Source organism: Cupriavidus sp. a3, assembly GCF_051015765.1.
GTDB classification, from domain to species: Bacteria; Pseudomonadota; Gammaproteobacteria; order Burkholderiales; family Burkholderiaceae; genus Cupriavidus; species Cupriavidus oxalaticus_A.
Genome location: NZ_CP170643.1, coordinates 3,808,116 through 3,823,509, shown reverse-complemented (window position 1 = coordinate 3,823,509; position 15,394 = coordinate 3,808,116). Strand labels below are relative to the sequence as shown.

At 66.2% G+C, this 15,394-nt stretch carries 15 protein-coding genes; 13 read left to right on the top strand and 2 right to left on the bottom strand.

Going from position 1 to position 15,394, the window contains the following annotated elements; translation table 11 throughout:
- Nucleotides 1–71 precede the first annotated feature (71 nt).
- Both ACAD63_RS18305 and aroA read left to right on the top strand, forming a co-directional pair.
- Nucleotides 72–971: a prephenate dehydrogenase gene (locus ACAD63_RS18305; protein WP_133094007.1), complete on the top strand. Its 900-nt coding sequence runs from the start codon at nt 72–74 to the stop codon at nt 969–971.
- Nucleotides 972–1,007: 36 nt separating this feature from the next.
- A complete protein-coding gene (aroA, locus tag ACAD63_RS18300; protein ID WP_434033115.1) occupies nt 1,008–2,312 on the top strand; it encodes a 3-phosphoshikimate 1-carboxyvinyltransferase in 1,305 nt (434 codons plus the stop codon).
- On the opposite strand, the gene ACAD63_RS18295 is transcribed toward aroA, so the two are convergent.
- A complete protein-coding gene (locus ACAD63_RS18295) occupies nt 2,302–2,538 on the bottom strand; it encodes a DUF2061 domain-containing protein (protein ID WP_434033114.1) in 237 nt (78 codons plus the stop codon). The genes aroA and ACAD63_RS18295 overlap by 11 nt on opposite strands.
- A 125-nt stretch (nt 2,539–2,663) precedes the next feature.
- Here ACAD63_RS18295 and cmk point away from each other — a divergent pair, with 125 nt between their 5' ends.
- The 11 genes from cmk to cysM all read left to right on the top strand — a co-directional run bounded on the left by cmk (nt 2,664) and on the right by cysM (nt 14,093).
- Complete coding sequence (gene cmk / locus ACAD63_RS18290) at nt 2,664–3,332, top strand: (d)CMP kinase (protein WP_063237076.1); 669 nt, start codon at nt 2,664–2,666, stop codon at nt 3,330–3,332.
- Nucleotides 3,333–3,502: 170 nt separating this feature from the next.
- On the top strand, nt 3,503–5,197 hold the full coding sequence (gene rpsA / locus ACAD63_RS18285; RefSeq protein WP_133094010.1) for a 30S ribosomal protein S1: 1,695 nt from the start codon (nt 3,503–3,505) through the stop codon (nt 5,195–5,197).
- Nucleotides 5,198–5,227: 30 nt separating this feature from the next.
- Nucleotides 5,228–5,638, top strand: coding sequence for an integration host factor subunit beta (locus tag ACAD63_RS18280; protein WP_133094011.1), 411 nt, complete (start codon nt 5,228–5,230; stop codon nt 5,636–5,638).
- A 274-nt stretch (nt 5,639–5,912) separates the two neighbouring features.
- Complete coding sequence (locus ACAD63_RS18275) at nt 5,913–6,260, top strand: LapA family protein (protein WP_133094012.1); 348 nt, start codon at nt 5,913–5,915, stop codon at nt 6,258–6,260.
- Nucleotides 6,261–6,263: 3 nt separating this feature from the next.
- Complete coding sequence (lapB, locus tag ACAD63_RS18270) at nt 6,264–7,475, top strand: lipopolysaccharide assembly protein LapB (RefSeq protein WP_133094013.1); 1,212 nt, start codon at nt 6,264–6,266, stop codon at nt 7,473–7,475.
- Nucleotides 7,476–7,512: 37 nt separating this feature from the next.
- Entirely contained in the window at nt 7,513–8,916 is a 1,404-nt protein-coding gene (locus tag ACAD63_RS18265) for a UDP-glucose dehydrogenase family protein (protein WP_434033113.1), read from the top strand.
- 78 nt (nt 8,917–8,994) lie between these two features.
- Entirely contained in the window at nt 8,995–9,939 is a 945-nt protein-coding gene (rfaE1, locus tag ACAD63_RS18260) for a D-glycero-beta-D-manno-heptose-7-phosphate kinase (RefSeq protein ID WP_133094015.1), read from the top strand.
- A gap of 27 nt (nt 9,940–9,966) precedes the next feature.
- Nucleotides 9,967–10,962 (top strand): ADP-glyceromanno-heptose 6-epimerase, encoded by a 996-nt coding sequence (gene rfaD / locus ACAD63_RS18255; RefSeq protein ID WP_135704786.1) that lies wholly within the window; start codon nt 9,967–9,969, stop codon nt 10,960–10,962.
- A gap of 171 nt (nt 10,963–11,133) precedes the next feature.
- Nucleotides 11,134–11,514, top strand: coding sequence for a ComEA family DNA-binding protein (locus tag ACAD63_RS18250; RefSeq protein ID WP_135704788.1), 381 nt, complete (start codon nt 11,134–11,136; stop codon nt 11,512–11,514).
- Between the two features lie 252 nt (nt 11,515–11,766).
- A complete protein-coding gene (locus ACAD63_RS18245; RefSeq protein WP_133094018.1) occupies nt 11,767–13,068 on the top strand; it encodes a solute carrier family 23 protein in 1,302 nt (433 codons plus the stop codon).
- A 122-nt stretch (nt 13,069–13,190) separates the two neighbouring features.
- On the top strand, nt 13,191–14,093 hold the full coding sequence (gene cysM, locus ACAD63_RS18240) for a cysteine synthase CysM (RefSeq protein WP_133094019.1): 903 nt from the start codon (nt 13,191–13,193) through the stop codon (nt 14,091–14,093).
- Nucleotides 14,094–14,211: 118 nt separating this feature from the next.
- Here the strand turns inward: cysM and mltB are convergent, their stop codons facing one another.
- Complete coding sequence (mltB, locus tag ACAD63_RS18235; protein WP_434033112.1) at nt 14,212–15,318, bottom strand: lytic murein transglycosylase B; 1,107 nt, start codon at nt 15,316–15,318, stop codon at nt 14,212–14,214.
- Nucleotides 15,319–15,394 lie beyond the last annotated feature (76 nt).

Genomic DNA, 15,394 nt, shown 5'->3' with positions numbered 1-15,394 from the left:
GCTGTGCCCGGCGCCGTGCCTTTTTGCTATCGCTCGGCCCGGCCGAGCCACTGCCCGTCGGGCCTGAAATCGTGAGTGCTTTGCATTTTTCCCGTGTTGTCATTGTCGGCGTCGGCCTGATCGGCGGCTCGCTCGCGCTGGCGCTCAAGCGTGCCGGCGTGGCGGGCACGGTGGTCGGCGTGGGCCGCTCGCCCGCGTCGCTGCAGAAGGCGCTGGACCTTGGCGTGATCGACGAGGCGGCGACGCTCGCCGATGCCGCGCGCGGCGCCAGCGTAATCGTGCTGTGCGCGCCGGTGGCGCAGAACTTTGCGCTGCTGCATGCGCTGGAGCCGCACCTGCAGCCCGGCACCATCGTCACCGATGCGGGCAGCACCAAGTCCGACGTGATCATGGCGGCCAAGACCGCGCTGGGCGACAAGGTCGCGCAGTTCGTGCCGGCGCATCCGATCGCCGGGCGCGAGCTCAACGGCGTGGAAGCCGCGCTCGCCGACCTGTATGTCGGCAAGAAAACCGTGCTGTGCCCGTTGCAGGAGAATTCGCGCGCCGATGTCGCGGCGGTCCGCGCAATGTGGGAGCAAGCCGGCGCGCAATGCCACGTGATGTCGGCGGTGCAGCACGACGCGGTGTTCGCGTCGGTCAGCCACCTGCCGCACGTGCTGTCGTACGCGCTGGTGGCGCAAGTGGCCAATGCCGAAGACGCTGCGCTGAAGCTGGATTTTGCCGGTGGCGGGTTCCGCGATTTCACGCGCATCGCGGCCTCGTCGCCGGAAATGTGGCGCGACATCTGCGTAGCCAACCGCGAGGCGCTGCTGCGTGAACTGGGCACCTACCAGTCGGTGCTTGCGCACCTGAAGACGCAGATCGAGAAGGGCGACGGCGACGCGCTTGAACGCATCTTCACGCGCGCCAGCAAGACCCGGCTGGCCTGGGGCGCCGAACGCGCCGCGGGCAACAACCATATCGAACCGTAATACGAACCCCGAGGCGCCCCGGCGCCTACCGAGACCATGGAACACCTGACGCTTGGCCCCCTGACTCGCGCCACCGGCACCGTGCGGCTGCCGGGCTCGAAGAGCATCTCCAACCGCGTGCTGCTGCTGGCCGCGCTGGCCACCGGCGAAACCCGCGTGCGCGACCTGCTCGATTCCGACGACACCCGCGTGATGCTGCAGGCGCTGCGCACGCTGGGCGTGGCGTGGCGGCAGGACGGCGCCGATTACATCGTGGCCGGCGCCGGCGGCAATTTCCCGAACAAGTCGGCCGAGCTGTTCATGGGCAACGCCGGCACGGCGATCCGCCCGCTGACGGCCGCGCTGGCGCTGCAGGGCGGCAGCTACAAGCTATCGGGCGTGCCGCGCATGCACGAGCGGCCGATCGGCGACCTGGTCGACGGCCTGCGCCAGGTCGGCGCGGTGATCGACTACCTTGGCAATGAAGGTTTCCCGCCGCTGCATATCCAGCCCGCCGGCATCCGCATCGACGCGCCGATCCGCGTGCGCGGCGATGTGTCGAGCCAGTTCCTGACCGCGCTGCTGATGAGCCTGCCGATGGCGCAGAGCGACAGCGGACGGATCGAGATCGAGGTGGTGGGCGAGCTGATTTCCAAGCCCTATATCGAGATCACGCTGAACCTGCTGGCGCGTTTCGGCATCCAGGTCGAGCGGCAGGGCTGGGAACGCTTCGTGCTGCCGGCCGGCACGGCCTACGAGTCACCCGGCGAGATCTATGTGGAGGGCGATGCGTCCTCGGCATCGTATTTCCTGGCGGCCGGGGCGATCGGCGGCGGGCCGGTGCGGGTCGAGGGCGTGGGCATGACCAGCATCCAGGGCGACGTGCGTTTTGCCGATGCGCTCAACCGCATGGGCGCCAACATCATGGCGGGCGACAACTGGATCGAAGTGCGCGGTACGGAACGCGACGATGGCCGGCTGCACGGCATCGAGCTCGACTGCAACCACATCCCCGACGCGGCCATGACGCTGGCGGTGGCGGCGCTGTTTGCCGAAGGCACCACGACCCTGACCAATATCGCCAGTTGGCGCGTCAAGGAAACCGACCGGATCGCCGCGATGGCAACGGAACTGCGCAAGCTGGGCGCAGTCGTGGAAGAAGGGGCGGACTATCTGCGTGTGACGCCGCCGCCCGCCTGGCAGACCCCGGCGGACGGCATTGGCACCTATGATGACCATCGCATGGCGATGTGTTTCTCGCTGGCCGCATTCGGGCCGCTGCCGGTGCGGATCAACGACCCGGGTTGCGTGGCGAAGACGTTCCCGGACTACTTCGGCGTATTTGCCGGCGTTACACGCTGACCAGGTCGCCGGTCGTGGCGCGGGTCCTGGTTGCTTCGCCGCTGGCAGGAGCCTGGCGGCGCTCGCGCCGTTCCCAGTAGCGATCGAAGAAGTAGTGCGCCACGGTATTGACGGCCGGTTCGATGAACGTGATGGCACCGCTGATGGCAAGGCTGCCGGTCAGCGCATACGTCACGCTGAAAGCGATGCCGAGGTGCATGATGCCGAACGTCAGGGTTTTTGCCATGGTAGATTGCCTCGCAACTGAAAACTGGAGGGTGCTGGCCGCGATTGCGGCGAAGCGCCATGAATCAAATGATAATGATTCTCAGTTGGCTTAACAATAAATCGTTTCTTTGAGTTTCATAACCAATGACTATTGTCAACGTCATCACCATTGACGGGCCGACCGCCTCGGGCAAGGGAACGGTCGCACACAAGGTCGCCGACGCGGTGGGATTCCATCTGCTCGACAGCGGGGCCCTGTACCGGCTGGTGGCGTTGGCCAGCGATCGCGCCGGCGTTGACCTGGCCGACGTGGACACCCTGGCAAAGGTCGCCTCGCGCCTTGAAGTGAAGTTCGGCCCGGACCGGGTCTGGCTGCAGGGAGAGGAAGTCAGCCTGGCGATCCGTGCGGAGGCCATCGGCAACCGCGCCTCGGCCATCGCCGTGCACCAGCCGGTGCGCGACGCGCTGACCCAGCTGCAGCGCGACTTCCGCAAGCTGCCAGGCCTGGTCGCCGACGGCCGGGACATGGGCACCGTGATCTTTCCGGACGCCCAGTTGAAAGTGTTCCTCACGGCAAGTGTTGAAGCGCGTGCTCGCAGGCGCTATAAACAATTGATTGATAAGGGAATTTCTGCTAATATCGAAGACCTTTTGCGTGACCTCGAGGCGCGCGACGCGCGGGATCGCAACCGCGCCGCCGCACCGCTGCGTCCCGCCGAGGATGCAAAGCTGCTGGATACCTCCGACATGACGGTGGATCAGGCAGTGGCGCAGGTGCTGGAGTGGTTTGCCGCTGTGCGGTCCGGTGCATGAATGCATCGGACGCATGACAAGCGAACGGACCTCGCCCGCACCAGATGGGGCCAGCCCGGACATGCCTGATCGGCCCGACGCTGGCTTGTGTAAAACCTGACCCCGCTGCACTGGCAGACTGAGCGCGATAGTCGCGCCGGCCAGCGTACTGCGGATTTCACCTTACGTTTATGTCCGACCTGCAAACTAACGAATCCTTTGCCGCACTGTTCGAGGAATCGATCGCCCGCTCCAATATGAAGGCTGGCGAAGTGATCTCCGCTGAAGTCGTGCGCATCGACCACAACTTCGTGGTCGTCAATGCCGGCCTCAAGTCCGAGGCATTTGTGCCGGTGGAGGAGTTCCTGAACGACCAGGGCGAACTCGAAGTGCAGGCCGGCGACTACGTCTCCGTGGCCATCGACGCACTCGAGAACGGCTATGGCGACACCATCCTGTCCCGCGACAAGGCCAAGCGCCTGGCATCGTGGCTGAACCTCGAGAAGGCGCTGGAAGACGGCGAGATCATCTCGGGTACCGTGACCGGCAAGGTCAAGGGCGGCCTGACGGTCATGGTCAACGGCATCCGCGCGTTCCTGCCGGGCTCGCTGGTTGACGTGCGTCCGATCAAGGACACCACCCCGTACGAAGGCAAGACCCTGGAATTCAAGGTCATCAAGCTGGACCGCAAGCGCAACAACGTTGTGCTGTCGCGCCGCGCCGTGGTCGAAGCGACCCTGGGCGAAGAGCGCCAGAAGCTGATGGAAACCCTGAAGGAAGGCGCCATCGTCAACGGTATCGTCAAGAACATCACCGACTACGGTGCGTTCGTTGACCTGGGCGGCATCGACGGCCTGCTGCACATCACCGACCTGGCCTGGCGCCGTGTCCGCCACCCGAGCGAAGTGCTGTCGGTTGGCCAGGAAATCACCGCCAAGATCCTCAAGTTCGACCAGGAAAAGAACCGCGTCTCGCTGGGCGTGAAGCAGCTGGGCGAAGATCCGTGGGTCGGCATCTCGCGCCGCTACCCGCAAGGCACCCGCCTGTTCGGCAAGGTGACCAACCTGACCGACTACGGCGCGTTCGTCGAGATCGAAGCCGGCATCGAAGGCCTGGTGCACGTGTCGGAAATGGACTGGACCAACAAGAACGTGGCTCCGTCGAAGGTTGTCCAGCTGGGCGACGAAGTGGAAGTCATGGTCCTGGATATCGACGAAGACAAGCGTCGTATCAGCTTGGGCATGAAGCAGTGCAAGGCCAACCCGTGGGACGATTTCTCGCGCAACCACAAGAAGGGCGACAAGCTGAGCGGCCAGATCAAGTCGATCACCGACTTCGGCGTGTTCATCGGCCTGCCTGGTGGCATCGATGGCCTGGTGCACCTGTCCGACCTGTCCTGGCAAGAGTCCGGCGAAGACGCCGTGCGCAAGTACAAGAAGGGCGACGAAGTCGAAGCCGTGGTTCTGGGCATCGACGTCGACAAGGAGCGCATCTCGCTGGGCATCAAGCAGCTGTCGGGCGATCCGTTCAACAACTTCATCTCGGCCAACGACAAGGGCTCGATCGTTACCGGCACCATCAAGGCCGTTGACGCCAAGGGCGCCGTGGTCCAGCTGGCTGACGACGTGGAAGGCTACCTGCGTGCTTCGGAAATCTCCGCTGACCGTGTGGAAGACGCCCGCAACGTGCTGAAGGAAGGCGAGCAGATCACCGCCCTGGTGGTGAACGTCGACCGCAAGTCGCGCAATATCAACCTGTCGATCAAGGCCAAGGACAGCGCAGAGCAGCAAGAAGCGATGCAGAAGTTCCAGGCTGACACCGGCACGGCTGGCACGACCAACCTCGGCGCCCTGCTGAAGGCCAAGCTCGGCCAGGACAACCAGTAATCGCAGGCCCCCGCGCTTGCGCGTATGCCCATGACCAAGTCGGAGCTCGTCGAAAAACTGGCTGCCCGCTTCCCGCAGCTGCTGCTGCGGGATGCGGACATCTCGGTCAAAACGATACTCGACGCGATGTCCGAGGCGCTGGCCGATGGCCATCGCATCGAGATCCGCGGATTCGGCAGTTTTGGTCTGAACAAGCGTCCGCCTCGCGTGGGGCGCAATCCCAAGTCCGGCGAACGGGTGCTGGTACCTGAAAAACGGGTGCCGCACTTCAAGGCGGGTAAGGAGTTGCGCGAACGGGTTGACCGCAGCCAGCCGGCGCCTGCGGGCGTCAATGGCAACGGCCATTCCGTCGGTACGGCCCAGGCCGTGCCGGGCAAGGCAAGCACTGGCGCCGCTGCAGCGGCGCTGCACGAGGGCGGACTGAACCTGGTCCGGCCCTGAGCATCGGCTGCCTGCCCAGTTGTCTGGCAAGTCAAAAAAAAGCGCCCCAAAGGGCGCTTTTTTTTATTCTGCAGCGCTATGCCTGCTGCTCGCGCCCGATGAGGCATCGCCGCGCAATACGTGTCAGCGCCCGCAGAGCCACGCGCGTTAGCCTCCCGTAACCGCCGCGTTACCGAATCGAGGAAGTGATTCCGCTACAATGCCGGGGTCATTGCCGGCCCGCGCGCAAGCGCCGGCGCCGCTTAAACGTCACGCTGCCAAGCTGCCTACCTGCATGAAACTGTTCGCCTGGATCGTCCGTATCGTCGTATTCGTGCTGCTGTTCGTGCTGGCGCTGCGCAATACCGCCGACGCTTCGCTGCAGCTGTTCTTCAACGCCGTCTGGCACGCCCCGCTGATCCTGATCCTGTTCGCCGCCTTCGTGCTTGGCGCGGTCGCGGCGCTGGCCTCGGTGGCGCCCGGCCTGATGCGCCAGCGCATGGAGGTCGCCAAGCTGCGCCGCGCGCTGACGCAGGTGCAGGCGGCCGCCGCTTCAGCATCGCCGCAGCCGGCCGCTGCAAGCACGGCCACGCCGCGCGACGCCAAGCCGGTCCCTTACAACGTAGTCGGCCCGAAAGTCTGATCCATGATGTTTGAAACCTGGTGGTTGCTGGCGCTGCCACTTGTCTTTGGCCTCGGCTGGATGGCGGCGCGCTTCGACGTGCGGCAGCTTATCAGCGAGCAGGGCGCGCTGCCGCGTTCGTATTTCAAGGGCCTCAACTTCCTGCTCAACGAGCAACCCGACAAGGCCATCGACGCCTTTATCGAGGTGGCCCGCCTTGATCCCGAGACCACCGAACTTCACTTTGCCCTTGGCGCGCTGTTCCGCCGCCGCGGCGAAACCGAGCGCGCCATCCGCGTGCACCAGAACCTGGCAACCCGTCCCGACCTGCCCGAGCCGGAGCGCGAACATGCGCTCTACGAACTGGGCCAGGACTTCCTGCGCGCCGGCCTGCTGGACCGCGCCGAAGAGTCGCTGCGCCGGCTGATGTCCGGCCCGTACGCAGCCTCGGCCAAGCGCGTGCTGCTCGAGCTGTACGAGGTCGAGAAAGAGTGGCAGAAGGCCATCGACGCCGCGCGCGAACTGCAGACGCTGGAGCAGAAGAGCTACAGCCTGCAGATCGCCCAGTTCTGCTGCGAACTGGCGCAGGATGCGCTGCAGCGCAAGCGTCCCGAAGATGCGGTGAAGTGGCTGAACCAGGCCATCGAAGAAAATCCGGCCAATGTGCGCGCGCCCATCCTGCTGGGCGACGTGGCGGCCGCCGCTGGCGACGCCCGTGCCGCGCTCGGCCACTGGCTGGGCATCGAACGACAGGACGCCTCTTATCTGCCGCTGGTCGCCGACCGCGTGGTCAAGGCCTACGCCAGCCTGCAGCAGGAAGGTACGGCGCTGGAGTGGCTGCACGGCCTGCTCAAGGGCAAGCTCGCGCCGGAACTGCTCGACACCGCCTACAAGGCCGAGCTCGAAACGAACGGCCCCGAGGCCGCGGCGCGCCTGATGCGCGAGCAATTGCGGCGCCAGCCCACGCTGCTGGCGCTGACAAAGTACTTTGAGGCGCAGGCCGCCGTCACCTCGGCCGAAGTGCCGGCAGGTGCCGATGCCCCCGCCGAGGACGGCGCCAGCGAGCGCGATCAGGAAACCGGCGCGATCCGCGACCTGCTGCAGGCGCGCACGCGCAACCTGGCGCGCTACACCTGCCGCGAATGCGGTTTCCGCGCCCGCCTGTTCTACTGGCAATGCCCGGGTTGCAACCGCTGGGAAACCTACGCCCCGCGGCGTTCCGAGACGCTCGGCTGAGCCCGGCGCGCAGCACCACAGAATCTGACCTGAAGCCATGAAAGTCACCATTATCGGCAGCGGCTACGTCGGCCTCGTCACCGGCGCTTGCCTGGCGGAGCTGGGCAACGATGTGTTCTGCCTCGACCTGGACGAAAAGAAGATCGCGCTGCTCAATGCGGGCGGCGTGCCGATCTACGAGCCGGGCCTGCAGGAGCTGATCCAGCGCAACCGCGCCGCCGGCCGCCTGGTTTTTTCCACCGACGTCGCCGCCAGCGTCGAGCATGCCGACGTGCAGTTCATCGCCGTCGGCACGCCGCCGGACGAAGACGGCTCGGCGGACCTGAAGTACGTGCTGGCCGCGGCGCACAATATCGGCCGGCACATGACCGGCTTCAAGGTCGTGGTCGACAAATCCACCGTGCCGGTGGGCACGGGCGACCGCGTCACGGCCGCGATCCGCGAGGAACTGGCCGCGCGCGGGCTGGAAGACCTGCAGTTCTCGGTGGTGTCGAACCCCGAGTTCCTGAAGGAGGGCGCCGCCGTCGAGGACTTCATGCGCCCCGACCGCATCGTGCTGGGCTGTAACCCGGACGCCGCCGGCCGCCATGCGCAGGCCACCATGCGCACGCTGTACGCGCCGTTCAACCGGCACCATGAGCGCACGTTCTACATGGATGTGCGTTCCGCCGAGTTCACCAAGTACGCCGCCAATTCGATGCTGGCCACGCGGATCTCGTTCATGAACGAACTGGCGAACCTGGCCGACGAGGTCGGCGCCGATATCGAACTTGTGCGCATGGGTATCGGCTCGGATCCCCGCATCGGCTACAGTTTCCTGTATGCCGGCGCGGGCTACGGCGGTTCGTGCTTTCCCAAGGACGTGCAGGCGCTGATGCGCACCGCGGCCGACCATGGCAAGTCCATGCGCGTGCTCGAGGCGGTGGAAGCGGTCAACGGTGCGCAGAAGCGCGTGCTGGGCGAGAAGATCGTGCGCCGCTTCGGCGACGACCTTGCCGGCCGCACCTTTGCCATGTGGGGGCTGGCCTTCAAGCCCAATACCGACGATATGCGCGAGGCGCCGTCGCGGGTCCTGGCGCGGGAGCTGGTGTCTCGCGGCGCTGCGCTGCGCGTGCACGACCCGGTGTCGATGGTTGAAGCACGCCGCGCACTGGAGTCCGACCTGTCCGACCTGCCGGACGCGATGGCGCGCGTCAGCTTCCACGACAACCAGATGGATGCGCTGGACGATGCCGACGCGCTGGCCATCGTGACCGAATGGAAGGTATTCCGCAGCCCGGATTTCGGCCAGATCAAGCGGCGGCTGAAGACGCCGGTGATCTTCGACGGGCGCAACCTGTACGAGCCCCAGGCGATGGCCGAGAGCGGCGTCGAGTACCACGCCATCGGCCGCGCGGCCCGGCCCGGACAACAGGCGGCGCACGATTCCGCGAACAAATAGAGCGTGCACGGGTCAACGACTGATCAACGACATGCTGACGAGGCGGCGCTGGCTGCCTCGCAATCGCCAAGGATCTTCATGAACAAGACCATCCCGCAGGAACAGATCCGGCAGTCCCATATCCTGGTGGTCGGCGACATGATGCTGGACCGCTACTGGTTCGGCGACGTCGAACGCATCTCGCCGGAAGCCCCGGTGCCGGTGGTGCAGGTCAAGCGCAGCGACGAGCGCCTGGGCGGCGCCGCCAACGTGGCGCGCAACGCCGCTGCGCTGGGCGCGCGCGTGGGCATGCTGGGCGTCGTCGGCGACGACGAGCCGGCGCGCACGCTCGAGGCGCTGCTCGCCGAGAGCCACGTCGAGCCCTACCTGCACCGCGACTCCAAGCTAAATACCACTATCAAGCTGCGCGTAGTCGCCCACCAGCAGCAACTGCTGCGCGTGGACTTCGAAAACGCCCCGGCGCACGAAGTGCTGGCCGCGGTACAGGACCGGTTCCAGGGCCTGATCAACGACTACCAGGTGCTGGTGCTGTCCGACTACGGCAAGGGCGGCCTGACGCACGTTTCCCGCATGATCGACGCCGGCCGCGCAGCCGGCCGCAAGGTGCTGATCGACCCCAAGGGCGACGACTACTCGCGCTACCGCGGCGCCACGCTGATCACCCCCAACCGCTCCGAGATGCGTGCCGTGGTCGGCGCCTGGAAGACCGAGGCCGACCTCACCATCCGCGCGCAGAACCTGCGCCGCGAACTGCAACTGGAGGCGCTGCTGCTGACGCGCTCGGAGGAGGGCATGACGCTCTACACGGAAGCCGAAGTGCTGCACGTCTCGGCCCAGGCGCGCGAGGTCTATGATGTATCGGGTGCCGGCGATACCGTGATCGCCACGCTGGCGACCATGCTGGGCGCGGGCGTGACGCTCAAGGAAGCCGTGCAGCATGCCAACCGCGCCGGCGGCATCGTGGTCGGCAAGCTCGGCACCGCCGTCGTTACCTACCCTGAATTGTTCGGCACCGCCCCGTGACGCGCGGCGCCCATTACTGAAGCAACCATGACCATCATCGTGACCGGCGCCGCCGGCTTTATCGGCAGCAACCTCGTCAAGGGCCTGAACGAACGGGGCGAGACCAATGTCATCGCCGTCGACAACCTGACCCGCGCCGACAAGTTCCACAACCTCGTCGACTGCGAGATCTCCGACTACCTGGACAAGGAGGACTTCCTCGAGCGCTTTGCAAAGGGACAGTTCGGCAAGGTCCGCGCGGTGTTCCACGAAGGCGCCTGCTCCGACACCATGGAGAGCGACGGGCGCTACATGATGGAGAACAACTACCGCTACACGGTGTCGCTGATGGAGAGTTGCCTGGAGCAGGGCGCGCAGTTCCTCTATGCTTCGTCGGCCGCGACCTACGGCGCCTCGCAGGTGTTCCGCGAGGACCGCGAGTTCGAGCGTCCGCTGAACGTGTACGGCTACTCCAAGTTCCTGTTCGACCAGATTGTGCGGCGCAGGCTGCCGTCTGCACTGTCGCAGATCGTCGGCTTCCGCTATTTCAACGTGTATGGCCCGCGCGAGAACCACAAGGGCCGCATGGCGTCGGTGGCTTTCCACAATTTCAACCAGTTCCGCGCCGACGGTACCGTGAAGCTGTTCGGCGACTACGGCGGGTATGGTCCCGGCATGCAGAGCCGCGACTTCATCTCGGTCGAGGACGTGGTCAAGGTCAACCTGTACTTCCTTGACCATCCCGAGAAGTCCGGCATCTTCAACCTGGGCACCGGCCGGGCGCAGCCGTTCAACGACATCGCCGTCACCGTGGTCAATACGCTGCGCGAGGCGGAAGGCAAGCCGAGCCTGTCGCTGGAAGAGCTGGTACAGGAAGGCCTGGTCGAGTACGTCAAGTTCCCCGACGCGCTGCGCGGCAAGTACCAGTGCTTTACGCAGTCCGATGTGTCGAAGCTGCGCGGCGCCGGCTACGGTGAGGCCTTTCTGACGGTCGAGGAAGGCGTGGCGCGCTACTGCCGCTGGCTGATCGGGCGCAACGGCTGACGACCGCATCCAGCATTTCCTCGATCCCGATGACCGGCCGACACGTTTTCGTGCGGCCGGTGTCAACTTGTGTTGCCGTATGCGCCGTCGTGGCGCGCTGAACCTATCCTGAGCTGGCCTCGCCGCGATGGCGGGGTGGTACTTCACACCATCCACAGCAAAGGAGCTTTCATGTTCAAGCATTGGGTCTGGCAACTCGTCCGTCGTTTTTCCCTGCTGGCTGCGATGTGCCTGTGCGCGGGCGGCGCGGCGCATGCCGCCATCGACGTCAATACGGCCGACGAGGCCGCGCTGACGTCGGTCAAGGGCGTCGGCCCCGCCACCGCACGCAATATCGTCAACGAGCGCAACAAGCGCGGTCCGTACAAGGATGCCGCCGATCTTGCCGAGCGTGTCAGCGGCGTAGGGCCGAAGTCCGTGGCCAGGTTGCAGGAAGGGGGGCTGGTATTCGGCGCCGCCGCCGCTGCTGCACCGGCACCCTCGGCTCCCGCTGCCAAGCCCGCCAAGGCGGCTGCCGCGCCGCCAGCCGGTGCCGCCAAGGCAGCGCGCTGAAGCTTCAACCGGAGCCTGTCTCCCTGTGCCGGCTCCGGATGCGTCCGGGCTCGTCGTTGCTGGTACGTCTCGTGCTACACCTGTGCGGCTTCGCAGCCATCCGGCTGCGGAGTATCATGCGGACGCCGCGCCGGCAGGATCTGCCGCGCGCGCGCGCCGGCCGGCAATATGCAGCCGGTTGGCGGCGATCACCAACCACAATCGCGGCGGCCGCTGACGCAGCGGCCCGCCCGGACACAGGGAGCACAACATATGGCGAATGGCGAGGACGCGGGTTTCCTGCCGAAATGGCGGCTCAAGACCGAAGGGGTAATCGGGCCCGACGAACGGCTGCCGGCCGGCCAGACGCTGCTGGCCGGCATCCAGCACGTGGTGGCGATGTTCGGCTCGACCGCCATCGCGCCGATCCTGATGGGCTTCAATCCCAATATCGCCATCCTGTTTTCCGGTATCGGCACGCTGATCTTTTTCCTGTGCGTGCGTGGCCGGGTGCCCAGCTATCTCGGCTCCAGCTTTGCCTTTATCGCCGTGGTGATCGCCGCCACCGGCTATGCCGGCAGCGGCCCCAACCCCAATATCCCGGTGGCACTGGGCGGCATCATTGCAGCGGGCGCGCTCTACACAGTGATCGGCCTGGTGGTGCAGGCAGTGGGCTACGCCTGGGTGGAAAAGCTGATGCCGCCGGTGGTCACCGGCGCGATCGTCGCGGCCATCGGGCTGAACCTGGCCCCGGTTGCGGTCAAGGCGGTCAGCGGCTCGTCGCTCGATACCTGGGTGGGCCTGCTGACGGTGCTTGCCGTGGGCCTGGTTGCGGTGCGCGCGCCGGGCATGCTTGGCCGCCTGCCGGTACTGATCGGCGGACTGGCGGGGTACCTTGCCTACTACGTGGGCACCAGCGTGATGGGCCTCGGCAAGCCGATCGACTTCTCCGGCGTTGCCGCGGCGAGCTGGTTCGGCCTGCCTGCGTTCAGCGCGCCGGTGTTCGAGGTCAGCGCCATGCTGCTGATCGCGCCGGTGGCGATCGTGCTGGTGGCTGAGAACCTTGGCCACATCAAGGCGATTGGCGTGATGACGGGCCGCAACCTCGATCCGTATATCGGCCGCGCGTTTATCGGCGACGGCATCGCGACCATGCTGTCGGCCAGCGGCGGCGGCACTGGCGTGACCACCTATGCCGAGAACATGGGCGTGATGGCGGTCACCAAGATCTACTCCACGCTGATCTTCGTGGTGGCGGCGGCGGTGGCCATCCTGCTGGGCTTTTCGCCCAAGTTCGGTGCGCTGATCCTGACCATCCCGGGGCCGGTGATCGGCGGGCTGACCATCGTGGTGTTCGGCCTGATCGCCGCGACCGCGGGCCGGATCTGGGTGCAGAACAAGGTGGACTTCTCCAGCTCGCGCAACCTGATCACGGTCGGCGCCACCTTGACGGTGGCCGCCGGCGACCTGACGCTGAAGCTGGGCGGCATGACGCTGGGTGGCATCGGTACCGCAACCTTTGGCTGCATTCTGCTGTACCACCTGCTGGGCGAAGGCAACCACGAGGCCGACTGAGTAGCGCAGGGAAGGGGAGCGAGGCGGGGCGCGTTTGCGCAAATCCCGCCTGTCGGCGAGGGAAAGGTGACTGGATTACAATGGCCGGCGAACCTGACCTACCATCGCCCACCCCCTCCCCCATGGCTTACAAGACAATTGAAGACACCATCGGCAATACGCCGCTGGTCAGACTGCAGCGCATTCCCGGTGCCGCCAACGACGCGCGCGGCAATGTGATTCTCGGCAAGCTGGAAGGCAACAACCCCGCCGGGTCGGTCAAGGACCGCCCGGCGGTATCGATGATTGCCCGCGCCGAGGCGCGGGGCCGCATCAAGCCGGGCGATACGCTGATCGAGGCCACTTCGGGCAATACCGGCATTGCGCTGGCCATGGCGGCCGCCATCCGCGGCTACAAGATGGTGCTGATCATGCCCGAGGACCTGAGCCTGGAGCGGCGGCAGAGCATGGCGGCCTACGGTGCGGAGATTGTCCTGACGCCGGTGAAGGGCGGCATGGAATACGCCCGCGACCTGGCGGACGCGATGGAGCGCGAAGGCAAGGGCGTGATCCTCGACCAGTTCGCCAACCCCGACAACCCGCAAGCCCACTACGAAGGCACCGGCCCCGAGATCTGGCGCGATACCGACGGGCGTGTCACCCATTTTGTTTCGGCGATGGGCACGACCGGAACCATCACCGGCGTGTCGCGCTATTTGAAGGAGCAGAACCCGGCGATCCAGGTCATTGGTGCCCAGCCGGCCGAAGGCTCGCGCATCCCGGGCATCCGCAAGTGGCCGGAAGCCTACCTGCCCAAGATCTATGATCCCGCGCATATCGACCGCACCGAGCCGGTGAGCCAGGCCGATGCCGAGCACATGGCACGCCGCATGGCGGCTGAGGAGGGTATCTTCTGCGGCATCTCGGCGGCCGGCGCATTGTGCGTGGCGTTGCGGATCGCCGAGGAAGTGGAGAACGCCACCATCGTCTTCGTGGTGTGCGATCGCGGCGACCGCTACCTGTCGACCGGCGTGTTTCCGGCCTGATGTTCCCGCCTGCTCCCGGCCTGATCCGGGCCTGATCCGGGCCTGATCCGGGCGGCGGCCGCAGACAAGAAAGCCTCGCGCAAGCGAGGTTTTTTTGCGTCTGGGTGTCAGGCGTGGCTCAGCCCATTGCCGCCTTGACCGCTTCGCCCAGCTGGTACACCGCCAGTGCGTAGAAGAAGCTGCGGTTGTAGCGCGTCAGCACATAGAAGTTGCGCAGGCCCAGCAGGTACTCAGTCGGCTGGTCCGGCGTGGGCAGGTCCACCACCAGCACGCCGGTCTCGCCTTCGCGCGCCGTGTCGATGGGCTCGTCCACGCGCAGGCCGGCGCGGGTCAGCTGGTTGAGCGTGCGCGTCGGCCACGGTTCGCCATCCGCGGCCGCGGTGGCGACGCCAAGGCTGCCGCTGTCGCCGGCAATGCGCCATACCACCGGCCGGCCCGGTTCCCAGCCATGCAGCTGCAGGAAACGCGCCACGCTGCCGATCGCATCGGTCGGGCTGTTGCGCAGGTCGATGCGGCCATTGTTGTCGTAGTCGATGGCGTATTCGCGCAGGCTGGTCGGCATGAACTGCGGGATCCCGATCGCGCCGGCGTATGAGCCCAGCACCGAGTACACATCGGTGCGCGTATCGCGGCACCACAGCAGGTAGTCGGCCAGCTGGTTGCGGAACAGCGTGGAGCGCGCGGGGCGGTTCGGCGTGTCGGGATAGTCGAAGGCCAGCGTCGACAGCGAATCGAGCACGCGGAACGTGCCCATGTCGCGCCCATAAATGGTCTCCACGCCGATGATGCCGACGATCACCGATGCCGGCACGCCGAATTCGGCCTCGGCGCGGCGCAGCGTGTCGCGGTTGTCCTGCCAGAAACGCACGCCGGCATTGATGCGGATCGGCTCGATAAAGCGCGAGCGGTACGCGCGCCAGCTTTTGCGCCCGGTGGTGGCGGGCGGCATGATCAGCCGCACCACGGTCGAGGAATAGACCGCCTGGCCGAACCAGTCCTGCAGCGCGCCGCGGTCGAAGCTGTGGCGCGCCACCATTTCATCGATAAAGGCGCGGGTTTGCGGGTTGTCGCGGTAGCGGCCGGGTTCGATTTCTTCTTCACGCACGCTGACGCGGCGCTTGCCGGCGGCGAGAAGGCTGGGGGAGAGGCCGCAGAGTCCGAGTGCGGCAGCGGAAAGCGCGGCGCCCAGCAGGGGGCGTCGCAGTGAGCGCTGGGGGTCGGTCATGGTGTCCTTTGCAAGTCGCACCGAGTATAGCGGATGCCACTGCAGCAACCCGGCGCCAGCTTGCGCGACCCGGCGC